Here is a 25,347-nt window from a genome sequence, read left to right as displayed (position 1 = left end):
ATTATGATAAACGAGCAAAGAATTTTAAATGAGTTCCTTGAATTAATACAGATAGACAGTTTATCTTTAAAAGAGGGGAACGTAGCCAAAGTATTAGTTGAAAAGTTAGAAGAAATAGGTTGTTCAGTTGTAGTAGATAATGCTGGTGAAAAAGCAAATGGAGAAACAGGCAATATAATAGCTACTTTAAAAGGAAATAAAGAAGGAAAGAAAATATTATTTAGTTCACATATGGATACAGTAACTCCAGGAATAGGGGTAAAATCTATAGTGGATGAAGTAAATGGAATAATAAAAAGTGATGGGACTACAATATTAGGATCTGATGATAAAGCAGGTATAGCAGCTATATTAGAGGGATTAAGACAAGTAAAAGAAAATAATATAGAACATACTGATATTCAAGTTGTATTCTCTATATGTGAAGAATGTGGATTAGTTGGAGCTAAAAATTTAGACTATGCAAAAATAGATTCTAAATATGCCTTTGTATTAGATAGTGGTGGTTCTCCAGGAGAGATAATAGTAAAAGCTCCTGCACAAGATGTAATAAATGTTAAGATATTAGGAAAGACAGCTCATGCAGGTCTTGAGCCTGAAGCGGGTATAAGTGCTATAATGGTAGCTGCTAGAGCAATAGATAATATGAATTTACTTAGAATAGATGAAGAAACAACTGCTAACATAGGAATTATAAATGGTGGAACAGCTACAAATATAGTAACAGGAGAAGTTAACATAGTTGCAGAAGCTAGAAGTCTAAAAGAAGATAAATTAGATGTTCAAACTAAACATATGGTAGAAACTTTTGAAAAAGCTGCTAAGGATTTTGGAGCTAAAATTGAAATAGATGTAAATAGAGCATATACTCCAATAGATGTTAATGAAGATTCAGAAATAATACAACTTGCAAAAAAAGCATTTTCAAATTTAGGAATAGAAGGTCATACTGAATCTACAGGAGGAGGTAGCGATACTAATATATTAAGTAAAAATGGTATTGAAGCTATAACTCTAGGAATAGGTATGAAAAATGCGCATACATTAGATGAACATATAGCTATAAAGGATTTATATGATTCTGCCAAAATGGTAATAGAGATAATAAAAGAAGCATAAATTTAAATAATAGTGTATAATATATATATCGCCTAGCTCAAGCTAGGTGATTTTTCATTTTATAGAAGATTGATAATCTCTATTGAAAGTAAAAGATATACATTTGAATATAATAATAAATTTAATTTATGTTTAAGTATATGTTTTTAATAATATTTAGATTTGGTTTGTTAGGAGGAATAACAATGGAAACAAGGTATGAGGAAGCAAATAAAATAACAATACAATCAATAATTTGGAATATAGTCTTAACAATAATTAAGGTGATAGCTGGTATTATTGGTAATTCGAGTGCTATGATTGCAGATGGATTACATTCAGCCTCAGATATTATAAGTTCTATAGGTGTACTGATAGGTAATTATGTATCTTCTAGACCAGGAGATAAGGAACATAATTATGGTCACGAAAAGGCAGAGACATTGGTATCATTCGTATTATCAATATTACTTATATTTGTTTCTATAACAATAGGTATAGGGGCTATTAAATCATTATTTAACTTAGATGCATTGAGTGTTCCATCAATACTTCCGTTAATAGTGTCAGTCATCTCAATTTTGATAAAAGAGTATCAATATAGAATAACAATCAAAGTTGCTAAAAAGATAAATTCACCAGCTTTAAAAGCAGATGCTTGGCATCATAGGTCAGATGCTCTATCTTCAGTGGCTGCATTTATAGGTATAGGAGGTTCTATTTTAGGATTTAAACCATTAGACCCAATTGCGTCAGTTGTAGTGGCAGTATTTGTGGCTAAGGTAGGAATCGATATACTTAGAAGTTCTGTAAATGAATTGATGGATGTTTCAGTTGATGAAGAAGAAAGAAGAGAATTAAAGTTTATTGTAGCAGATACAGAAGGTGTTAAAAATCTAGGAGATATAAAGACTAGAAAGCATGGAGCTATGGCATATGTGGACTTGACTATATGTGTTGATGAAAATCTCACAGTAAAACAGGGGCACGATATTGCTACTAAGTTGGAAAAACATATAATAAAACATATGGAATTTGTAAAAGGGATAACAGTTCATGTTGAACCATGCACTAATTGCCAAGGAAATAAGTGTATAAAATAATTATAGCTTAAAAAAAAGTGTAAAAAGTTATATAATTGTTTTATGACTATAAACTCTAGGGGTGGTTAAATGAGTAAGAAAAGAAAACTAAAGAAAAAAGCTGCAATATTAATAGGAGTAGTTGTTTTCTTTATAATATACTTTATATCCTTTAAAATAGGTCTAAACATGGAGAAGGATAAGAGTGAAGTTCCAAAGAAAGTAGAAACAGAGACAGAAGATAATAGGTCTTTAATGACTCAAATAAAAGAGAAAAAGAAAATTTATGTATCAGATAAAAATGTAGAAAACATAAAAATCGAAGAAGATATGTGGAACGAGATAAAGTTCTTTTTCTCAGAATTTAAGAAGGTAAGAAATACTACTTCTTATGAAGCAATTTATGAAGGGTATTCTGATGATGGAATTAAATTTTCTACAGACCTTAATTTTTTTAGAGTCTATACTGTAAATAAAGAGGAATATTATAAAGTTCCAATTGATTCCAAAAATTCTTTTAAGAAACTTTTAGATGAGAGTATATATACTTCATTTGACCTTTTGAGTCACTATAAAGACTGGAAAGAGGTCACTATAACTTATGGAAAAGAAACTAAGAAGGTTCATAAATGGAAGTTTGATGATTTAGCACATAAGATGATTTCAAAAAGAGTTGTAGGAAAGGTTCAGCCAGAAAAAAGCAAGGAAAGAAGTGATTATAATTTCAGTATAAATATAAAAGGTGAAAATTTTGCTGTGAAAGTAGATACAATGGGCAAGGATTATGTAAAAGTTACTTCTAAAAAAACTGTCTCTTACTACGAGGTTCATACAAGTTTATTTGATTATCTTAAAAATGAAATATTTGAGATTGGAAAGAAATAAAATATTAAGAAGGCTATCAAGCGATTATATCATTTGATAGCCTACATTAATTTTTATATGTTATTTTTAGTTACATACTATTTTTCAACTAGTAAGTCTGCAACCTTATATATTGGACCAGCACCAGCAGTTATTACTAAATCATTATCATTAACATTTTCACGTAAATATTTTACTATATCTTCAAATTCTTTTATGTAGATAGCATCTACGTTGTTTTGATATAATTTTTCAACTAAATCTTTAGAGTGTATATCTCCTGGATCATCTTCTCTTGCAGCATATATGTCTGTTATGATAACTTTATCAGCAGCATAGAAAGCTTCTGAAAATTCTCCTAAAAGAGATTTTGTTCTAGTGTAAGTATGTGGCTGGAAGATGCACCATAAAGTTGATTTTTTTAACTTTTTAGCAGCAGCTAAAGTAGCCTTTAATTCAGTTGGATGATGTGCATAATCATCTATTACTAAGGCATTTTTGTAGTATCCTTTAGATTCAAATCGTCTTCCTACACCTTTATATATTTTTAAATTTTTTCTTATAGTCTCTAAATCAATACCAGAAACAAGAGCTGCCATTATAGCAGAAGAAGCATTGTATATATTATGAAGACCATATACAGAAAGCTCGAATTCTCCCAAATCTTTTCCTTGATACTCTATTTTAAATATCCCATGACCACTATTATCAAAATGTATGTCTTTTATTACAGCATCATTGTCAGAATCTCTACCATATTTTATAATAGTAGCTTTGACATCATATAATATGTCATCTACATTTTCATCATCACCATTTATTATGAAATATCCATCTGGAGGTAAAAGTTTACCAAATTTATTAAAAGAAGCTTTGATTTCGTCTATACCTGAGAAATAATCAAGATGGTCTTCCTCAACATTTAAAACTATAGATATCTTAGGATTAAAATTAAGGAAACTATCTACATATTCACATGCCTCAGTTATAAAATGGTTAGAATTACCTATCTTAACATTACCACCTATCATGCTTAAGTTACCACCAACTAGTATAGTTGGGTCTAAGTCTGCATATTCAAAAATTGTAGACAACATAGATGTTGTAGAAGTCTTTCCATGTGTACCAGAAACTGCTATAGAGTTTTTATATTCTCTCATAATCTGGCCTAAAAAAGTAGCTCTGTTCATTATTAATTTATTCTTTTCTCGAGCAGCTATAAGTTCTTCATTATCTGGGTGAACTGCTGCAGTATAAACAACCATATTTACATCATCTGATATATTTTCTTTTTTTTGACCGATATAGATGTTTGCCCCTTGATCCCTAAGTTTGTCTAATAGATATGATTCGTTTGAATCCGAACCTGAAACCTGATAACCCTTATTGATACATATTTCGGCTAATGCACTCATGCTGATACCGCCAATTCCTATAAAGTGTATATTCATAATAAAACCACCTTTCTTTTTAATTAAGTCCTACAATATGAACTATTTTTGTGGTATAATAATATAATGTTCAATATTTTATAATTAATATGCATATAATATTATATGTATTTTATTTTTGAATATAATAAAACATAAGTAATATTATACCACAATACGAATTGTTATGCATTATTTAGTTTAACGTTATATAAAGGTATTTGTAGGAGGAAATAGTAATGAAATTTAAAAGAACAGAGAGAATTGGAGCAATAGTTAAAATACTATCTGATAATCCAAATAAAATATATACATTAAGTTATTTTACAAATCAATTTAATGCAGCAAAATCCACAATAAGTGAAGATTTATTAGTTGTAAAAAATGTATTTGAAAAACTACATTTAGGGAAAGTTATAACTATCTCAGGTGCAGCAGGAGGAGTAAAATATATACCTAAAACTTCTATAGCAGAAAATGCAGAGTTTTTAATGGAATTATGTGAGAAAATATGTGACACATCTAGAATACTATCTGGTGGTTTTTTATACTTAATTGATTTAATTTATGACCCTACAATAGCTGCTAAGATAGGAAAAATATTTGCTTCAAACATTGAATATGTAGATGCAGATTATGTTGTAACAATGGAAACAAAAGGTATACCTATGGCACTTATGACTGCAAAGGCTATGAATTTGCCTTTAGTTATAATAAGGAAAGACATAAAAGTATCAGAAGGTCCTACCCTTAGTATGACATATGTAAGTGGAAATAATTCGAAGGTTGAGAGTATGAGTTTACCAAGAAGGGCTCTTAAACCAGATAGTAAAGTTATAATTATAGATGATTTCATGAGGGGTGGAGGTACTATAAAAGGAATGGTAGACCTTATGAATGAATTTGGAGCAGAGGTTATAGGTACTGGAGTATTTATATCTACAACAAATCCTTCAGAAAAAATGGTAAAAGATTATATATCACTAATTCAGTTAGATGTTACTGGAGATAAAATAGTAGTTGAACCAAATTTAAAAACTTTTAAAGATGAATATAGAAATGAAGAATTAGATGAAGAAAATGATTCAGAATTTGAATTTGAAATAGATGAAGATTAATAAAAAAAATATTTAGAAAAATATGTAAAAATAAAAAGAGGATATCCCTAGTTGTCCATAGAATTACTTAAAAAACAGTTTATATTAATTTATTCCAACAATAATAATTTTAATATAAATTAATTTCTGTCAAAATCAAAGGGGGATATATTGGTATGAAGATAACTGACGTAAGAGTAAGAAAATTAACAGAAGAAGGCAAGATGAAATGTATAGTTTCAATAACTTTTGATAATTTGTTTGTAGTGCATGATATAAAAGTTATAGAAGGCCACAATGGGTTATTTATAGCAATGCCTAGCAGAAAAGTAGGCGAAGGAAATTTCAGAGACATAGCTCATCCAATAAATGCAGAAATGAGACAAGTTTTAGAAGATGCAGTTTTACAAGCGTATCATGAAGCATTAGTTCAATGGGAAGTAGCTGCTGAATAACAATAAATATAAAATGGAGAGAGCCCGAACATTTAGGCTCTTTTTAAATGTAGAATTTGCATTAAAATATGTACTTTTTAGTAAAAAAGTGCTATATTATTAGTGATAATGTATATGTTGTATACAAATTGTTAAATAAATGTATTATAATGTATATTGATTGAGATAATAATACGAATAAAATTAAATTAGATTGAATGGAGTGTATCAATGAACTTTAAAGCTATAATCCTTGCCGCTGGCAAAGGAACAAGAATGAAGTCTAAATACCCAAAAGTTATACATAAAGTATGCGGAAAAGAAATGGTCAACCATATTATAGATGTTTCAAAAAAATCAGGTGTAAAGGATACTGTTGTAATTTTGGGGCATGAAGCGGATGTAGTAAAAGAAAAACTTGCAGAAGAAACTATGATAGCTATGCAAACAGAACAGCTTGGAACAGGACATGCTGTAAAAATGGCTAAAGAATATATAAATGATGACGATATAATAGTTGTACTTTGTGGAGATACTCCACTTATAAAGGAAGAAACATTAAAGAAATTATTTGATTTCCATATAGAAAATAAATATCATGCCACAGTTCTTACAACAAAAGTTGGAAATCCAACAGGTTATGGTAGAATAATAAGAGATAAGAAGGGTGACCTTCTTAAAATAGTGGAACAAAAAGATGCAAATTCAGAAGAAAAAATGATAAGTGAGATAAATTCTGGGATATACTGTTTTAATGGAAAGAGTCTTAGAGAAGCATTAGATTTGTTAAATAATAACAATGCACAAGGTGAATATTATTTAACTGATACTGCTAAAATAATGAGAGACAAGGGCTTAAAAGTTGGTGCATTTGCAGGTTCAACTATTGAAGAACTTATGGGTGTTAACTCAAGAGTGGAATTATCAAAGGCAGAAGAAATTATGAGAAGAAGAATAAATGAATCTCATATGGTAAATGGAGTGACTATAATAAACACTAACTCTACCTACATAGAATCTGATGTTGAGATAGGTAATGATACTATAATATATCCAGGGGTTATGTTACAAGGAAAAACAAAGATAGGTTCAGATTGTATAATTGGAATGAACTCATCTATAACAAACTCAGAAATAGGAAATGGGACAGAAATAAAAAATTCAACGATACTTGATAGTAAAGTTGGAGATAATACTACTGTTGGACCATATGCATATTTAAGACCGAAAACTAACTTAGGAAACAATGTAAAAATAGGTGATTTTGTAGAGGTAAAAAATGCTGTTATAGAAGATGGTTCAAAAGCATCTCATCTTTCTTATATAGGAGATGCACATGTTGGAAAAAATGTAAATATTGGATGTGGAGTAGTATTTGTAAACTATGATGGTAAAAATAAATTTAAGTCAATAGTTAAAGATGATGCGTTTATAGGTTCAAATTCTAATTTAGTTGCACCAGTAGTTGTAGAAGAAAAAGGATATATAGCAACAGGTTCAACAATAACACATGATGTCCCAGATGGAGCTTTAGCAATAGCAAGACAAAGACAAGTTGTTAAAGAAGGATGGGTAGAAAAGAAGAATCAAAAAGATAATCAAGGTAAGTAGTTACTTAGTTTATTATTTTGGCTAATAAAATTAGCTCGAAATTATTATAAATTATATTCATTAGGATTTTAAAATTTTCAGGAGGGTTACATAAATGAATACTAGCGGAAGCGAGATTAAAATTATTGCAGGTAATTCATCGAAAGAGTTAGCACAAAAAATAGCTGACTATATAGGTGTATCAGTGCTAGACTGTGAAGTAGGTACATTTAGTGATGGTGAAATATGTGTAAACATGAATGAGACAGTAAGAGGTTGTGATGTGTTTGTAGTACAATCTACTAATAGTCCAGTAAATGATAACTTAATGGAGTTATTAATCTTAATTGATGCATTAAAGAGAGCATCAGCAGGAAGAATAACAGCAGTTATTCCTTACTATGGATATGCAAGACAAGATAGAAAAGCTAAGGCAAGAGATCCAATCACTGCTAAATTAGTTGCAAACTTAATAACTGCTGCTGGAGCAGACAGAGTATTAACAATGGATTTACATGCAGCTCAAATACAAGGATACTTTGATATACCACTAGACCACTTATTAGGTGGAACAATATTAGCAGATTACTTCAATGAAAAGAAAATAGAAGATTTAGTAGTAGTATCTCCAGATTTAGGAAGTGTTACTAGATCAAGAAAGTTTGCTAATACTTTAAATGGAGAAGTTCCAATAGCGATAATAGATAAGAGAAGACCAAAAGCTAATGTATGTGAAGTTATGAACTTAATAGGTGATGTTAAAGGTAAAAATGTTATACTATTAGATGATATGATAGATACAGCTGGAACAATCGTTAATGCTGCAAATGCGCTTAAAGAGTTTGGAGCAAAAGATGTTTATGCTTGTTGTACTCATGGTGTATTATCAGGACCAGCTATTGAAAGAATTTCTAATTCAGAAATAAGTGAGTTAATAGTTCTTGATACTATACAACTTCCTGAAGAAAAAAGAATAGATAAGATAAAAATAAAAACAGTAGCTCCTTTATTTGGAGATGCTATAAGAATGATATTCTCTAATGAATCAGTAAGTAAATTATTTTAATTAATTAGATTTATAAGAGTTGCTTAAAGTAAGTTTTTAAGCAACTCTTTTTTAATATCTAATTTATGTATTAGTATAATTTATTGGAGTTGTATGTGTGTATATAAAAGTAAATGTTTCTTGTAAAACATGTGGATAAGTAATTAAAAACTAAATTTAATAAAAAATATAAAATTATGAATATTACGAATATAAAAAATATTTGGAAAAATCATTGAAAAAGTTTGAATTATGTAGTATTATGTAAATATAAATTAAAGAAAGAGGTGTTTCCAATGGGAAGGATTGAAGATGAACCCCTAATAATTAATTGATTCAGCCACAATCTAAAGTAAATATAAAAATCTATTGAAAGTTTATTTATAAGAATTGAAAATAGTATCTATTCTATATCTTTAGTGTTTGTGAGAGGGTTCTGGATTATATAAAGTTACTGTAAAGAAAGTAATTTTGTACGATAAGCATATATATAGATGAAGAGTTTCATTTATATAGTGATTGTGGCTGAATCATAACTGCAAGAATATAGAATGTTTATATATAGATGTTTTTAATAAAATACTATATTGTAATAGCTTTTAGCTTTCAAATAAATATTAGCAAAGGATGGAAATGACAATGATAAAACTAAATGATAATTTATAAATATCTCCTTACGATATATGATAATTGTAGGGAGATGTTTCTTTTTTTGTATAGTATAATTACTTTCGGAAATTATGTTTGAATATGTTAAAGTTTGGTATATATAAATAATATAAACTGTATTGCTAAAATGTGGTAACTATTATATAATATAAGTGGATATGTATCTCTATTATGAGTTATATATCATTCTAAATTTAATAAAATAGAAACGTTGATGTATGTTCTGTAATGTGGGCACCTTGGAACATATTGAGTTAGTGGTGCAACCGGCTATGAAATTGTATTTATGATACTTTTATTTTCATAGTTTTTTTTGTTCAAAAAAATGGTTATATGCTAGAAATAAATCTGGTTAGTACGTGTAAATAATTTTACTTAGATTTTTAACCAGATATATTATAATTAAGTATTAATTAAAAAAATTGAGGGGGAATAAAAATGAAGTTAAGAAAGAATAAAAAAGGTTTCACTTTAGTGGAATTATTGGTAGTAATTGCAATTATAGGTATATTAGCAGTAGTGGCAGTTCCAGCTTTATTTAGTAATATAAACAAAGCTAAGGTAGCAAGTGTTGAGTCTGATTATAGTTCAGTTAAAAGTGCAGCATTGTCTTATTATGCAGATACTAACACATTACCTACAGATATAAAAACGCACTTAAAATCATACTTGGAATCTGATATAGAAAATTCTGATATTGGTGGAACTTATGATTTAGTTAAAGTTAGTAATAATAAAAAATTAGCATTATTGATAGATGGCGCAACAATAACAAAAGAACAAGCGAACAAACTAGTATCTGATATAGGGGAAGATAAGGTTTATACAGATGAAAATCTTTCTAGTAAGTTAACTAGTGCTTTAGATAAAGGTGATATATACATCATTCTTATAGATAATTTAGAGGATAATGGTAGTAGTGGTAATTAATAGTAAATAATATATTTATTATTTGATTATATTTAAGTTTAATTATAAATTTAATGAAAAAGGCAGGAAGAAAATCTTCCTGTCTTTTATACTATTTTCTTTAATGTCCAATCACAAATGATGATATAATTGAGATAGTAAAGGAGTGAAATCTGTGGCTAAAAAAGTTAGAATAGGAGACAAACTGGTTGAAAAAGGATACATAACAGAAGACCAGCTTAAATGGGCATTATCAGAACAAAAAAACAGTGGAAAAAGACTAGGAGAATTTCTAGTACAAGAAGGTCTTATAGATAGTAACTTATTAATAAGTGTATTAAAAGAACTTTTGGATATAGAAAGTGTATTTTTAGAAGGAACAGAAATAGACACATTAGCTACAAAAATGGTTCCAGAAAATATATGTAAAAGATATGCGATATTTCCATTCAAAATCGATGGAGACAAGATATGTCTAGCCATGTCAGACCCACAAGACAGAGAAGCAGTTCAAGATGTAAGACGTATGTCAGGTAAAGATGTCGAAATATTTATATCAAGTGCAGAAGATATAAACAAAGCAATAGGTCATGCTTATGCACATTCAGAAATAAATAAAGCAATGACTGAATACAACAAAAACAAGACTGGTGGAATTAGAGAAACAGTAATCCTTGAAGAGGATGTAAATGCTGCTCCAATAGTAAGACTAGTAAATAATATACTAGAAAATGCTGTTAGAATGGAGGCCAGTGATATACATATAGAACAAAGCGAAAATTACATGCGTGTTAGATTTAGAATAGATGGAATGTTAAGAGAATATATGAGAATGAACTCTGCTCCATACAAAGCGGTAATAAGTCGTATAAAAATAATGTCAGATATAAATATATCTGAAAAGCGGATTCCACAAGATGGTAGAATATATTTAAAAGTAGATAATAAACCTATAGATTTTAGGGTTTCTACAATGCCTACTAATAGGGATGAAAAAATAGCAATGAGAGTACTTGATAAGAGTAATTTTATGGTAAGTAAAGAAGTACTAGGAATAGATGAACATGGCTCTAAGATATATGATGAGTTAATAAATACTCCTTATGGGCTTATATTGGTAGTTGGACCTACTGGAAGTGGAAAAACTACTACATTATATTCAATGCTAAATCAATTGAATACGGAAAATAGAAATTTATTAACGATAGAAGACCCTATAGAGTATGAACTACCTGGTGTAAATCAATCTCAAATAAATGAGAAGGCAGGACTTACTTTTGCCAGTGGGCTTAGAGCCTTTATGCGTCAAGACCCAGATATAATAATGGTTGGAGAGATAAGAGATACAGAAACTGCTGAAATAGCAATTAGAGCTTCTCTTACAGGACATTTAGTTTTAAGTACATTACATGCAAATACAGCAGTCGGAGCGATTTCACGTCTTTTAGATATGGATGTGGAAAGTTTTTTGATAACTTCATCTCTTTTAGGGGTAATATCTCAAAGGCTGACACGAAAAATATGTGAACATTGTAGAATTTCATATGAGGCAGACACTGGAGAAAAAAAGGCTCTTGGCATTGATGTAAACGAATCAGTGACTATCTATAAAGGACAGGGATGTGAAAGATGTAATAATACTGGATATAAGGGTCGTCTAGGTATATTTGAAATGCTTGAAATTACACCAGAAATAAAAGAGCTAATAGATTCATCTGCAAATCAAAGAGAAATTTTAAAGTTAGCTAAAAAACAAGGTATGATTAGTCTAAAAGAGGATATAGTTAAAAAGGTTTTAGGTGGAAAGACAACAGTAGAAGAAATGATTAGAATAATTTTGATGACTGATTAAGGGATGATATTATGAAAAGTTTTAAGTACACAATAATAAAAGAGGATGGGAAAAAGCAAACTGATGTGATTGAAGCTAATGATTTTAATGAAGCTAAAAGTCTTCTTAGAAAAAGAAATCTTAGAGTTCTTGAAATCAAAGAAAGTAAAAGTAAAAATATAAATATATCTTCTAGAAAGAGAAAAAAAGACTTAGGGGCTGACCAAATAAGCCATTTTTGCAGACAGTTTGCTATTATAGTATCTTCTGGTATAAATAGTATTTCTGGATTAGAAACATTAGCAGGAAGGTCAACTAATGTTACATTAAGAGAAGAAATAAATCGTATAGTAGCAGAGATAAAAATAGGTTCTACTATTGCTGACTCAATGCTTGCACCAAAGTCTAAGTTTCCAAAGTTACTTGGTGCTATGGTGGCTACAGGTGAGGCTACAGGTAAACTAGATGAAGTATTAAAAAGTATGGCTTCATTTTATTCCAGTGAGCATAGAGTTAAGCAAAAGCTTAGAAATGCAGCTACATACCCATTAATAGTTTTGATTTCTTCATTTATAATGATTTTTATATTTACAGCATTTATGGTACCTAAGATGATTAATTCAATCACAACAGTAGGTGCCACTCTTCCACTTGTAACAAGGATTGTTATGGGATTTGGTACATTTATGAAGACATTTTGGCCAATAGTACTTTTAGTTATTATACTGTCTATTTACCAATTTAAGAAGTATCTAAAAACACCAGTGGGTAGAGCTCAAAAGGATAGAGTTATAAATAAGATTCCTGTATTGGGAAAAGGTATAAACTGTATGGTGGCTACACGATTTTCAAGAGCATTGTATCTATTTGTATCAACTGGGTATCCATTAGTTCAAGGGCTTGATTATATTATAGATAGTGTAAATAATACTATGGCAGAAAAGATTTTAACATCAGCAAAAGATGGAATAACAAGAGGTGAAAGTCTAGCAGAAAACTTAGAAAGATATACGTATTTTGATTCAGTTTTAGTGCAGATGATAGCTATAGGGGAACAGACAGGGGAATTAGAGAACATAAGTAGACAGATGGCTGAATTCTATGAATATGAATCCGAAATTTATCTAAATAGAATGGCATCAATGATAGAACCTGTTTTAATAATTGCAGTTGGTATTATAGTTGCGGTACTGGTTGTATCAATATTCATGCCAATGCTTAGTATATATGATGCTATGTAGGAGGGAAAACAACAAATGAATAAGGTTTATGTATCATATTATGGTGATTCTATATCCATAGTTGAAGGCAGATACAAACATGATAAAGATAAATTTTATATAAAAAACTTTAATGTATTTTCAATAGAGGATATTGCTCAAGATTTTTCTAAAGAAAAGTATGCTCTATTGAGATATGCATTAGAAAATGTAAAGTTAAAATCAAAACATATAGTGTTTTGTTTGAATACGAGAGATGTAATTCTAAAACCTCAAAAGTTGCCTAAGATGGATAAAAAAGATTTAGATGGATTTATGAAGCTAGAAATGGATGAAATGATGGCCCTGGAATCAGATGAGTATGTATTTTCATATGAAGTATCTAGTGAGATATCTGATAGGTCAGAAGGTGAAGAGGCTAGTTTAAATCTGATTATTGGGGCTATAAAGAAAGAAGAAATAAATGCAATTGTAGATATAATACATGAATTTGATTTGGTATTGGATAGAATAGATACATTATCAACAGCTTATTTAAGAATTCTCAAGAATTTAGATTACAATGATATAATGGTGACAAATATAAGCGATAATAGCACAATTATAAACATATATAAAAAAGATACTTTATTTATTAGTGATAATATACCAATAAGAATAACTGCTAAAGATATGGAAATGCAATTATTAAATGTGGTCGAAGAGTCAAAAGGACTTATGAATTACTATTCGTCAAGAAACTTTGGTAAGGTAACAGACACTATATTGATATTGGGGAAAAGGTACTCTAATAAATTAATTTATGAGGCTTTTAGTTCTGCATTTTCAAACTATGTTTCTCAAGGTCTTACAGAGATAATGGATATAGCTGATATGGTATCTGGTGATATAGATGAAGATGATATAAATTCAATTGTAGAACTTTTAGGTTGTATGATAGAGCCTAAAGACAAAAAAGATTTTGAAAATATAAATTTTCTACCAATAGATATACTTAGAAAACAAATGAAAGCTAAACAAATAAAAAGTGTAATGAAAATGGCACCTGTGGTTATTTTAGTGATTTCTATTCCATATTTATGTTTAATTTTTTCAAACAGTTTAGCTAATAAAGAACTTGAAAATGTAAATGATGAAATAAGAAATATTGAGTCTGCTTACTATCAAATTGGAAATATAGAAAAAATGATACAAAGTAAAACAGAAGAAATAAAGGTATATGATATGTTAATTGGGAAAAAGGTAAAATGGGAAAATCTATTGGATGATATAGATAAAAATACTCCAAGTAGAGTTGAACTAATGAGTTTATCAACGACTTATCAAAATCTTGGAACTACTAATAAAACTGAGAACTCAAATAACAATAAAACTACCACAAATAAATCAAGTAGTAATGAAACAAAATCAAATACAAAAAGTAGTAGTGATGGAGATAAAGCCAGCAGTGATTTAAATGAAGATAAGACTACAAATGTGTCAGAAGCATTAACTGGAGATAGTGGAACTGATAGTGATGATACAGATAAAGATGATAAAACACCATTATATGATAAGATACCAAATGTTATAAACATAGAAGGAAATGCTAAAGATTCTTCTTATGTAGGTCAGTTTTTATATAAATTAAAGGGCTTGTATTATTTTGAAGATGTTAAACTGCATAGCATAAAAAGCAATGAAGAGAATTCCAACTATACATTTAATATGACATTATACCTGAAAGAAGGTGTATTAACTAATGAATAAGGACATATTTAAAAAAGATATAAAAGATATATTTAAAATGGAAGTTAGTCTAAAGGGAATCATTATAAAAGTCGTAATTTTACTTGCTATTTTATCCTATGGATATTTTGGACTTTATCCACAATACGAGAAATATGTTTCTACAAAAAATTCTGTAAAACAAGCTACACAAAAATTAAATACATACAAAGAGAAAACAGCTCTTATGCCAAAATATGAAAAACAACTTAAAAATATTGAAACTGAATTAAATGAAAAAAGTAAAAACCTATTATATGATATGCAAGATGGTCTGTTTCTAATTGGTTTAGACAAGAAAATGAAAACATATAATATTGACTTAACTAGCTATGATGTTGGAAATATTAGAGAATATGAACATTTTTATGGAATATCAACAACAATAAGTGTTAGAGGGGATTATAGAAATGTTAAAAAATTGATGGCTTATTTAGAAGAGCAAAAAAATGTTACTCAGATATTAGACTATACTATGACTTCATATATAGAGCCAGAAAAAGAAGAACAAGAGACAACAAGTAATAAAGACTTAATTAAAAATGTGAACATAAATAAAGATACAAAAATATATTGGGTAGAAGGCGAAGATAAATGGCATTTATATAATGACTGTCCATTGATAAAAGAAGGAGAAATTCTTAAGAATGACAAACTTTTAGATAGGTCAACAAGTTATCTATGTAACACTTGTGTACTTAGAGCTGCAACAGAAAAAGAAACAAAAAAAGAAGTAGTAACTCCACAAGCAGAAGGTGTAGTAGAGGCTACATTTAAATTTATAATGTATACTAAAGAAAATACTACAATGGTACTTGATACAGATAATCCATCTTCATGGAGACCAGGAAAATATAATCCATTTAAATCTAGTGCAAAATAAAACCAAATAGGTTTTAAAGATAGGTGATGAGCTTGTACAAAAACAATGAAAGAGGTCTTACTTTATTAGAAATAATAGTAGCTGTATTTATATTGACTATAGTTTTAAGTATTTCTTATAAAGTATTTAATGGTATAACATCAGCAGTAAAAAAACAACAAATCATTACAGATGCTCAAGTAAATATTAATTTAATTAATAAATATTTAAATAGAGACTTAGAAAACTGTAAGGATGTAACAAAGAACAGTTCAGGTAGTGGTTATGAATACAATATAGAAACTCCAGAGAATACAGTAAAGTATGAAGTATCTATAGATACAAAAAACAATACAGGAGTATACTCTGTAACAAGAATTCAAGAAAATACCACTAATACTGAAGATGCACTTAGAGAAGAAATAATTTCTAATCAACCATTAGTTCAAAACAATAAAGAAATGAAGGAAATGCCATTTAAAATAGAAAAACAAGCTGATAAATCTATTTATACAGTAAGTGTATATTATAATGAATCAGCTCAAGAAGGCCAGAAAAGCAGTGATTTAAATAATAAGACTTATACATTTGATGTTATGTCAAGAATTGGGTAAATGGGAATTTATTTAAAAAATAAGTAGGTTGATAAAATATGAGTAAAAAGAGTAATGAAAAAGGATTTTCTTTAATTGAAGTATTAGTAGCTATGGCGATTATGGGAATTATATTATTTGCATTTTTTAATATTATCAATACTAATGAAAAGGCCAACACTAAAAATGAAGCAGATATAAGTTCCTTAAATTATGTTCAAAGTGAAATAGAGAACTTAAGAGAAAAAATAAAAAGTGGAACATTTGATTTTGACAGTCTGGATAAGCGAGAAGATGGAACAGTGGAATATGAAAAATTAATAGATAAATCAAACAAAGTCGTATATGATAAAGTACTTAACAAGGATGATGTGAGTTTATATGATACTCCATATAAAGAGATTACAACAGTAGAAGATAAAGACGGAAATATAATTGACAAGGAAAGTATTACAAACAAAGTAAAGGTTATTGTAGATGATAAAAGTGGTCAAATATACAAAATAACTGCAACGGGGAAAAGCATGAATGACTATTCAAGTAAAAAAGAAGTTAAAATTGTAACTGAAATATTTAAAGATAAATAATTTTACTTGGGGGTGAGATTTTGAGGAAGTATAATAAGATAAAAAACGAAAGAGGGGCGGCGTTAGTTTTAGTTTTGGTTGTAGTAGCATTGCTTTCTATTGTTGGATTGACATTTTCAAATCAGATAGCTAATAGAATAAAATCTACAAAGACTACTAATGAGGGTATACAGGCCAAGTATCTAGCAGATACATGTGTGGAAAATAGTGTTGATAAAGCATATGAAAAATTGTATGATGAGCTTGAAAAAATAGATAATGAACTTAAAAGTGAAAATCAAGAAAAATCAATATCAAGGTCAGCATTAAGAAATATATCAAGTTTGGAACTTAATAATCAAGATGAGGAAAATCTTCCAGTGGAGAGACTTGGGTATATGAATAATATAAAGTTCTATTTAAATAAAGCTGCTCCAGATTTAGAAAAAGCTAGTATAGAGTTAAAAAAATTACAGGGTTTAAATATATTTGAGGATAGGGATATTGAAGATATAGCTGAAACTATTCTTTCACATAGAGATTCTACATTAAGAATTTGTAAGACTTATACTTCTGGAGATATCAGTAAAATAAATGAAAGTATTTTGGTTGGAGATATAGATTCAACTACATTACTTCAGGCAAAGTTAGTAAATAATGATATTCTTTTAAAAATGTTTTTAGAAGGAAATAAAGTTGAAAATGAACATTTAAATGGGACATTTTCATACACTTATAAAGCTTTAGATAGTATTTCTTTGGCAATGCAAAATATGATTGAATACAGACATACATTTCATATTGATGAACCAAAAGTAGAAATATCTGATGGAATTCCAGATTCTCAACAATATTATGACTTAATACAAAATCCTATAATAAATGGGAAGAGATATGGTTGGAATAGTAACTGGGATACATTAGAAAACTTGTTAAAACTCTTACCAAATCAAACTGAAGGATTTAATGCTTTGAGGGTTCACTTGAGAAATAATGTAAGGAAATTTGAAAAATTAAGTGAGAATATATATAGTGGAAATAAAAATACAGCAGAAGATTTTTTGGAATATAAAGAGTTACTATATGAGATATCAGACCAATGTAATCAGTTAAAAAGTATGTCTTATGAGAAAATACCTGTTAAATATGATAATATGACTTTGATAACAACTTTTGATTATATACAAAATGAGCTTTTAGCGGAGATAAAATGTAGACTGAAGGAATTAAAACCTCAAGAAGTTGATAAAACAGAAGACGCTACTATAAAAATACCTTTTTATAAAGCTGACTACGACATGACAAAAGAAAGCTGGCCAGAATTAAAAGAAAATGGCTCAGGGGCAGAGTTAAGTTTAGTAGTAACTGGTGATAAAGATGGAATAAAAGAGGTAGAAGTTAAAGATGGACAAAAAAATATTCTTGGATTAGGTGTTGAAGAAAATTCAAATTCAAAATATGAAGTTGAAGCTAAAGTTAAATTTAATATAAATGTAGATTCAAATATATTAGATAATTATGACATAAAAGATAAAATTTCAATTAGTCATGACATAAGTTCGTACAAAAAAGTAAACTAAACACAAAACTATAACTTAGTATAAACTAATAAGTAATAAAATGACTTTGTATGTTTATTACTAAAAAAGTAAGTAAATTAATAAAAGATATGGAGAATAAATATTATGTATATTTATGATTTATTAGAGCAAGCAATAAGTTTAAAGGCATCAGATATACACATAACAGTTGGTACAAATCCTGTAGCTAGAGTAAAAGGTGGATTTGTAAAGCTAAGTGAACAAATCTTGACACCAGAGATAACGATGCAAATGGCAAAAGACATAGCAGGGGAATCTATGTTTAAAGTAATAGAAGAACATGGAGAAGCTGATTTTTCAGCTTCTCTAAAAACTGGAGAAAGATTTAGGGTAAACTCCTATAGACAAAAAGGAAATTATGCAATAGCAATAAGAACTATAACAGCAGAAATACCAACTTTTGAGAAACTAGGACTTCCAGAAAACATAAAATCTTTTACTGAAAGACATAAAGGATTGGTTTTAGTTACAGGACCTACAGGAAGTGGTAAAAGTACAACACTTGCAAGTATGATAAATATAATAAATGAAACGCAACAAAAACATATAATTACACTAGAAGACCCAATAGAGTATGTCCATCACCATAAACAAAGTTTAGTAAACCAAAGAGAAGTAGGAACTGATACAGAAAGTTTTCACTCAGCTCTTAGAGCTATTTTACGTCAAGACCCAGATGTAATACTAATAGGGGAAATGAGAGACCCTGAGACTGTGTCAATAGCGTTAACAGCCGCAGAAACAGGACATCTAGTATTTTCAACACTACATACAGTTGGTGCTGCTAAGACAATAGACAGAATAGTGGACATGTTCCAGCCAGCCCAACAACAACAAATAAAAACTCAATTGTCTACAGTGTGTGAAGGGGTAGTATCACAACAATTACTTCCTACATCAGATGGGAAGGGTAGGATAGCTGCAATTGAATTGATGTTTGCAACACCAGCAATAAAAAACCTAATAAGAGAAGGAAAAACATATCAAATTCCAAATATGATACAAACTGGAGTTAAAGCAGGTATGAAAACTATGGATCAAGATTTAATGGAACTTTATAAAAATGGAAAGATTACAAAAGATATGGCACTTAGTAGATGTACTGACCAAGAATTTATGACTAGAATGATAGGTGGAGTAAGTTATAATGGAAATTATAGTCGTTAATTTATATGTATTTGTAGTTGGGCTAGTATTTGGAAGTTTCTTTAATGTTTGTATTTTTAGGATTCCAGAAGGTATATCTATCTCTAGTCCCCCATCTCATTGTATGAGTTGCAATACTAGATTAAAGCCTATGGACTTAATACCCGTTTTTAGCTATTTAATGAGTGGGAGAAAATGCAGATATTGTGGTGAGAAAATTTCTAGTAGATATGCTATAGTAGAGTTAATTACAGGAATTTTATTTTTAACAGTATTTATGGTTTATGGAATATCCATATCGACTATTTATTATTTGGTTCTTGTATCTTTATTAATTGTAATAACATTTATAGATATTGACCACTTTATAATACCAGATAGGATACTAGTTTTTGGGGCTATATTTGCTATAATTTTTAATCTTCTACTAAAAGAAGTTTCAATTAAAGATTCTATTATAGGTGCTTTTGTATGTGGAGGAAGCGTTTGGCTTATAGTAGTTCTAATTGAATTCATAATAAAAAAAGAATGCATGGGTGGAGGAGATATTAAACTATTCGCAATGTTAGGCTTATATATGGGTGCTAAAAATGGTCTTTTAACAGCTTTACTGAGTGTTTATGTAGGAGCAGTATATGGAATTTGTGTGATAGTTTTGAGCAAGATAAAGGGAAAGAAATACAATTCTGTTATACCTTATGGGCCATTTATATCAATTGGAGCATTAATAACAATTTTATTTGGAAGACAATTACTTGAATTTTACTTTTCTATACTTATGTAGAGGATAGTTAAATTTAATGTAATTTTAATTTTTATAAAAGTGAATTAAAGTAATCAATAAGGACAATATTATTATTAACCCTACTACAGAGTACTGTAGACTATGGAGTATATAATAATAATTTCCTTATTTTTTGCATATTTGATAAATAAATCCTTATATATTTTTTGTGATGGATTAAAGAAAAGTTCGTATAATATGCTTTTTATTTACATAGTAACTGTAGTTTTATCTGTATTAATATATCTAAAATTTGGGATTAGTACAGAATGTGTACAATATATAGTATTGATTCCATTTTTAATAATTATATCTATTATAGACTACTACACAATATATGTATATGATATAACAATAGTTAGTGGTATAATAGTTCAAGGTGTAATTTTTTTAATCTTTTGCAATATAGTGCAAATTGACTATATAAGTCATATATTTGGACTGGCAATAGGTTTTATTATACCTTATATTATTGCTAAATTTACAAAAGGATTAGGCTATGGAGATGTAGGTCTCTATAGCTTATGTTGCTTTGCATTGGGAAATAACTATGGATTTTATGTGATAATTTTATCATTTATTTTAGCATTTTTATTTTTTGTTATTTTATATGTAATTAAAATTTTTAAAAATATAAATATCAAAAAACAAATTCCTTTTACACCATTTATTTCTCTAGCGACAATTATAATAATATTTACAGAGTATAATATATTTGATTTTTATTATAGTTTGTTATATAAATTTCTATAACAGGAGGTAAAAAATGTACGTAGTAGTAGGGTTAGGAAATCCAGGAAAAAAATACGAAAAGACTAGACATAACGTTGGATTTGATGTCATAGATATTCTTGCAAAAGAATACAACATTAGTGTTACTAAAATAAAACACAAAGCTTTAATTGGCGAAGGTAGAGTAGGTACTGAAAAAGTATTACTAGTAAAACCACAAACTTATATGAATTTAAGTGGAGAAACATTAATAGATATATATAAATATTATAAGGTAGATTTAAATAATATAGTAGTAGTGTATGATGATATAGATTTAGATGTTGGAAAGATACGCATAAGAAAAAAAGGAAGTGGTGGTACTCATAATGGAATGAAATCTATAACGAAGTGTTTAGGTTCAAATGATTTCCCAAGAGTAAGAGTAGGTGTATCTAAGCCAGAAGTTGGCCAAGACTTAGCAGATTTTGTACTTTCTAGATTTAGAAAAGAAGAATCTGATAATATAAATGAAGCACTAGAAAAAGCGGCGTGTGCTGTTGACTCAATAATAAGAGAAAATATAGACATGTCTATGAACAAATACAATGGATAGTGAGAGGGAGATTTAAATGAATGATGTTTTTTTATATCCTTTGCAGAACTCAAAAGAGTATAAAGATATAATAAACTGCATAAAAAATACAAAAGGCTCATTATTGGTTAATGGACTTTTACCAGTACAAAAACCTCATATATCATATTCTATGTTTAATGATTTGTCACGACAAATGATTTTTATCACAAGTAGTGATTTAGAAGCAAAAAAAGTATATGAAGATTTAAATTTTTATGTTGGGGATAAGGTCGAATATTTAGGGTTTCAAGATATTTACTTTTATCATTTAGATGCAAAGGACAGAAACGAAGAAGCAAAAAAATTAAAGGTGTTGTTAAAACTAGCAAAGAAAGAAAAAATAATTTTAGTGACTTCTATTGAAGCCGTTTTAAGAAAATATATACCAAAACAAGTTTTACTTGATAGTGTGTCTCATTACAAAGTGGGGGATAGTTTAGATTTAGAAAAATTAACTGAGAAGTTAGTTTCCTTAGGATATGAAAGAGTTTCAAAAATAGAAGGGTTTGGTCAATTTAGTATAAGAGGTGGAATTATTGATGTGTTCTCGCTTGAGTATACAAATCCGATTCGTATGGAATTATTTGATGATGAGATAGATTCCATACGAACTTTTGACGTATTTTCTCAAAAATCAATTGATAAATTACAACAATTCTCTATAACCCCTTCAAGAGAATTTATTTATCCAGAAAAAACTACAGATGCATTAGTTAGATTAAAAAAAGAAACAACTAAAAATACTGATGAAGGAACCTTTCAAAATATAGAATATATATCAAGTAAGACCTATTTTGAAGGTGTAGAAAACTATATAGATTATATCTATCCAGAAGAAAACAAAAGTATATTTACTTATCTAGCAGATGATGCAATAGTATTTATCAATGATATAACAAGACTTAAGGAAAGATGTGAAAATTACTTAAATGAGTTTAGAGAAAATTACAAATTAAACCTTGAAAGAGGTTTAGCTATTAAAAATCAAGGAAAACTATTATACCACTATACAGATTTAGAGTACCTAGTAAAAGACAAGTCTGTAGTCTTAAATTCACTATTACCAAAGTCTATAAATAACTTTTCTGTAAAATCCATAATAAATTTTGAAAGTAGAGAAGTACCTACATTTAATGGAAAAGTAGACTTACTTGTAGAAGAATTAAATCGGCTGAAATACAATGGCTATAAAATAATTTTGGCTACAAATACATTGGAAAGAGCAAATAAATTAGGAAAAGATTTATTGGATAAAGGCTTAGAAACAACTGTTTCTAAAGATAGAGATATTGAAATTAAATCTTCTCAAATTGTAATTGTACCTGCACATATAAATAGTGGTTTTCAGTATAAATCCATAAAATTTGTTGTTATAACAGATAATGAAATGATAGGGGTCTATAAGAGAGCCTCTAAGACTAGTAATAAAAAAGCCAAAAAAGGAAAGAAGATAGAGTCATTTTTAGATTTAAGCGTTGGAGATTATGTAGTACATGAAAATAGTGGTGTAGGTAGATACACAGGAATTGAACAGATTACAGTTAACGCCATCAAAAAAGATTACATGAAAATAGTTTACCAAGGTGGAGATAATTTATATGTACCAATAGATCAGATGGATAAAGTACAAAAATATATTGGTGCAGAGGTAGAAAAAGTTAAGTTAAATAAGCTTGGAACAAATGAGTGGACAAAGGCAAAGGCAAAAGTCAAAAAAGAAATTGAAGATATGACAAAAGACTTAATTGAACTCTATGCAAAACGTGAAAAGATACAAGGGTATAAGTTTTCAAAAGATACACCTTGGCAGGCAGAGTTTGAATCCTTGTTTCCATATCAAGAAACAGAAGACCAATTAAAAGCAATAGAGGAAACTAAACATGATATGGAATCAAGTAAAGTAATGGATAGACTTGTTTGTGGAGATGTTGGCTATGGAAAAACAGAAGTAGCAATTAGAAGTATTTTTAAGGCATGTATGGACCAAAAGCAGGTTGCAGTATTAGTACCAACAACGATACTGGCTCAACAGCATTACAATACATTTAAAGAAAGGTTTGAAAATTATCCTTTGAGAGTGGAAGTTTTGAGTAGATTCAAGACTCCAAAGCAACAAAAGCAGATTATTGAAGATGCTAAAAAAGGGTTAGTAGATATTTTAATTGGTACTCATAGAATAATATCTAAAGATATAAATTTACCAAACTTGGGTCTTGTAGTTATTGATGAGGAACAAAGATTTGGTGTAAAACACAAAGAAGCTTTAAAGAAAATTAAATCTACAGTAGATGTTCTTACACTTTCAGCAACTCCTATACCAAGAACTCTACATATGTCTTTAAGTGGGATAAGAGATATGAGTGTTATAGAAGAACCCCCGCAAGAAAGACATCCTGTAATAACGTATGTTACTGAGAGTAAGGAAAGCGTAATTCAAGATGAAATAGAAAGAGAATTAAGCAGAGGTGGACAGGTATTCTTCGTATACAATCGAGTTGAACATATTGAAGAAATGGCAAGTATGATTCAAAAGCTTGTGCCAGATGCTAGAGTAGCTGTTGCACATGGAAGAATGACTTCTAAATCACTAGAAAATATAATCTTAGGATTTTTAAATAAAGACTATGATGTGCTAGTGTGTACTACAATAATAGAAACAGGCATGGATATATCCAATGCAAATACCATGATTATATACGATGCAGATAAAATGGGATTAGCTCAGTTATATCAGTTAAGAGGTAGGGTTGGAAGAAGTTCCAGACAAGGATATGCATATCTCATGTATGAAAAAGATAAGACTTTAAGTGAAATAGCAGAAAAAAGATTAAAGGCTATTAGGGAATTTACAGAATTTGGATCAGGCTTTAAAATAGCTATGAGAGACCTTGAAATCAGAGGGGCTGGAAATATTTTAGGTTCTCAACAACATGGTCATATGGCAGTCATAGGTTATGATTTATATGTCAAAATGCTTAATGATGCAATTAAAAAGGTTAAAGGTGAGCCTATTGTTGAGGAAATTGATGTTGAAATAGATTTAAGTGTAAATGCATATATTCCAGACAATTATATTAAGGATGAATTGATTAAGATTGAAATGTATAAGAAGATTGCTTCTATTGAAAATAGGGAAGATATGTTGGATATACAAGAAGAACTTGAAGATAGATTCTCTGATATACCTAAACCAGTACAAACACTACTTACAATAGCTTATATAAAATCATTGTGTAAGATATTAAAAATAGAAAAAATTAGACAAGTGAAAGATGAAATATTATTAGTTCCAATAACAAAGTATAGAACTAAACAAAAAATAGGTTATAATATAGTTACAGAATTAGAAGAACTGTTAGAAAAAATGTGCAAGGTAAAATAACTTGTAAATTTAAGAAGGGATGTTTTAAA

At 28.9% G+C, this 25,347-nt stretch carries 21 protein-coding genes and 1 riboswitch; of the genes, 20 read left to right on the top strand and 1 reads right to left on the bottom strand.

Annotated features, from left to right (window positions below):
• The first annotated feature begins 3 nt into the window (after positions 1–3).
• From IC758_RS18605 to IC758_RS18595, 3 genes are all read left to right on the top strand, one after another.
• Complete coding sequence (locus IC758_RS18605; RefSeq protein ID WP_227860663.1) at positions 4–1,119, top strand: M20/M25/M40 family metallo-hydrolase; 1,116 nt, start codon at positions 4–6, stop codon at positions 1,117–1,119.
• Positions 1,120–1,304: 185 nt separating this feature from the next.
• Complete coding sequence (locus IC758_RS18600; RefSeq protein ID WP_227436337.1) at positions 1,305–2,201, top strand: cation diffusion facilitator family transporter; 897 nt, start codon at positions 1,305–1,307, stop codon at positions 2,199–2,201.
• A 69-nt stretch (positions 2,202–2,270) separates the two neighbouring features.
• Positions 2,271–3,065, top strand: coding sequence for a hypothetical protein (locus tag IC758_RS18595; protein WP_227436335.1), 795 nt, complete (start codon positions 2,271–2,273; stop codon positions 3,063–3,065).
• A 77-nt stretch (positions 3,066–3,142) separates the two neighbouring features.
• Here the strand turns inward: IC758_RS18595 and murC are convergent, their stop codons facing one another.
• The gene (gene murC, locus IC758_RS18590; RefSeq protein WP_227436333.1) at positions 3,143–4,495 is read right to left on the bottom strand and encodes a UDP-N-acetylmuramate--L-alanine ligase; all 1,353 of its coding nucleotides are present in this window, start codon (positions 4,493–4,495) and stop codon (positions 3,143–3,145) included.
• A gap of 218 nt (positions 4,496–4,713) precedes the next feature.
• On the opposite strand from murC, the gene purR reads away from it, so the two are divergent.
• From purR to mfd, 17 genes are all read left to right on the top strand, one after another.
• The gene (purR, locus tag IC758_RS18585) at positions 4,714–5,592 is read left to right on the top strand and encodes a pur operon repressor (protein WP_227436331.1); all 879 of its coding nucleotides are present in this window, start codon (positions 4,714–4,716) and stop codon (positions 5,590–5,592) included.
• A gap of 155 nt (positions 5,593–5,747) precedes the next feature.
• The gene (spoVG, locus tag IC758_RS18580) at positions 5,748–6,026 is read left to right on the top strand and encodes a septation regulator SpoVG (RefSeq protein ID WP_003421453.1); all 279 of its coding nucleotides are present in this window, start codon (positions 5,748–5,750) and stop codon (positions 6,024–6,026) included.
• 210 nt (positions 6,027–6,236) lie between these two features.
• A complete protein-coding gene (gene glmU / locus IC758_RS18575; protein WP_227436330.1) occupies positions 6,237–7,616 on the top strand; it encodes a bifunctional UDP-N-acetylglucosamine diphosphorylase/glucosamine-1-phosphate N-acetyltransferase GlmU in 1,380 nt (459 codons plus the stop codon).
• 94 nt (positions 7,617–7,710) lie between these two features.
• Positions 7,711–8,661 carry a ribose-phosphate diphosphokinase gene (locus IC758_RS18570; protein ID WP_054271950.1) on the top strand — a complete coding sequence of 317 codons (951 nt, stop codon included), beginning with the start codon at positions 7,711–7,713 and terminating at the stop codon, positions 8,659–8,661.
• Between the two features lie 843 nt (positions 8,662–9,504).
• Positions 9,505–9,590, top strand: a riboswitch (cyclic di-GMP riboswitch).
• 157 nt (positions 9,591–9,747) lie between these two features.
• Positions 9,748–10,239, top strand: a complete 492-nt coding sequence (locus tag IC758_RS18565) for a type II secretion system protein (protein WP_227831530.1) — start codon at positions 9,748–9,750, stop codon at positions 10,237–10,239.
• Positions 10,240–10,393: 154 nt separating this feature from the next.
• Positions 10,394–12,070 carry a GspE/PulE family protein gene (locus IC758_RS18560; protein ID WP_227831529.1) on the top strand — a complete coding sequence of 559 codons (1,677 nt, stop codon included), beginning with the start codon at positions 10,394–10,396 and terminating at the stop codon, positions 12,068–12,070.
• Between the two features lie 11 nt (positions 12,071–12,081).
• Positions 12,082–13,290 carry a type II secretion system F family protein gene (locus tag IC758_RS18555; RefSeq protein ID WP_227436325.1) on the top strand — a complete coding sequence of 403 codons (1,209 nt, stop codon included), beginning with the start codon at positions 12,082–12,084 and terminating at the stop codon, positions 13,288–13,290.
• 15 nt (positions 13,291–13,305) lie between these two features.
• The gene (locus tag IC758_RS18550; protein ID WP_227860662.1) at positions 13,306–15,018 is read left to right on the top strand and encodes a PilN domain-containing protein; all 1,713 of its coding nucleotides are present in this window, start codon (positions 13,306–13,308) and stop codon (positions 15,016–15,018) included.
• Entirely contained in the window at positions 15,011–15,919 is a 909-nt protein-coding gene (gene pilO, locus IC758_RS18545; RefSeq protein ID WP_227835011.1) for a type 4a pilus biogenesis protein PilO, read from the top strand. Before IC758_RS18550 ends, pilO begins: the two co-directional genes overlap by 8 nt.
• A 26-nt stretch (positions 15,920–15,945) precedes the next feature.
• The gene (locus IC758_RS18540; protein WP_227835012.1) at positions 15,946–16,512 is read left to right on the top strand and encodes a prepilin-type N-terminal cleavage/methylation domain-containing protein; all 567 of its coding nucleotides are present in this window, start codon (positions 15,946–15,948) and stop codon (positions 16,510–16,512) included.
• A 38-nt stretch (positions 16,513–16,550) separates the two neighbouring features.
• Entirely contained in the window at positions 16,551–17,078 is a 528-nt protein-coding gene (locus IC758_RS18535; protein ID WP_227436318.1) for a prepilin-type N-terminal cleavage/methylation domain-containing protein, read from the top strand.
• 20 nt (positions 17,079–17,098) lie between these two features.
• A complete protein-coding gene (locus IC758_RS18530) occupies positions 17,099–18,637 on the top strand; it encodes a hypothetical protein (RefSeq protein WP_227483598.1) in 1,539 nt (512 codons plus the stop codon).
• Positions 18,638–18,742: 105 nt separating this feature from the next.
• The gene (locus IC758_RS18525; RefSeq protein ID WP_227835014.1) at positions 18,743–19,825 is read left to right on the top strand and encodes a type IV pilus twitching motility protein PilT; all 1,083 of its coding nucleotides are present in this window, start codon (positions 18,743–18,745) and stop codon (positions 19,823–19,825) included.
• Positions 19,806–20,588 carry a prepilin peptidase gene (locus tag IC758_RS18520; RefSeq protein ID WP_227825278.1) on the top strand — a complete coding sequence of 261 codons (783 nt, stop codon included), beginning with the start codon at positions 19,806–19,808 and terminating at the stop codon, positions 20,586–20,588. Before IC758_RS18525 ends, IC758_RS18520 begins: the two co-directional genes overlap by 20 nt.
• Before the next feature lie 102 nt (positions 20,589–20,690).
• Positions 20,691–21,341: a prepilin peptidase gene (locus tag IC758_RS18515; protein WP_413927206.1), complete on the top strand. Its 651-nt coding sequence runs from the start codon at positions 20,691–20,693 to the stop codon at positions 21,339–21,341.
• Positions 21,342–21,354: 13 nt separating this feature from the next.
• Positions 21,355–21,915: an aminoacyl-tRNA hydrolase gene (gene pth / locus IC758_RS18510; RefSeq protein ID WP_227436306.1), complete on the top strand. Its 561-nt coding sequence runs from the start codon at positions 21,355–21,357 to the stop codon at positions 21,913–21,915.
• 16 nt (positions 21,916–21,931) lie between these two features.
• The gene (gene mfd, locus IC758_RS18505) at positions 21,932–25,318 is read left to right on the top strand and encodes a transcription-repair coupling factor (RefSeq protein WP_227436304.1); all 3,387 of its coding nucleotides are present in this window, start codon (positions 21,932–21,934) and stop codon (positions 25,316–25,318) included.
• Positions 25,319–25,347: the final 29 nt, after the last annotated feature.

Origin of the sequence: Clostridioides sp. ES-W-0016-02 (assembly GCF_020641035.1) — a bacterium.
In the GTDB taxonomy this organism is placed as follows: Bacteria; Bacillota; Clostridia; order Peptostreptococcales; family Peptostreptococcaceae; genus Clostridioides.
Note: the sequence above shows the minus strand (reverse complement) of the source record. Positions and strands in the feature narration are given on the sequence as shown.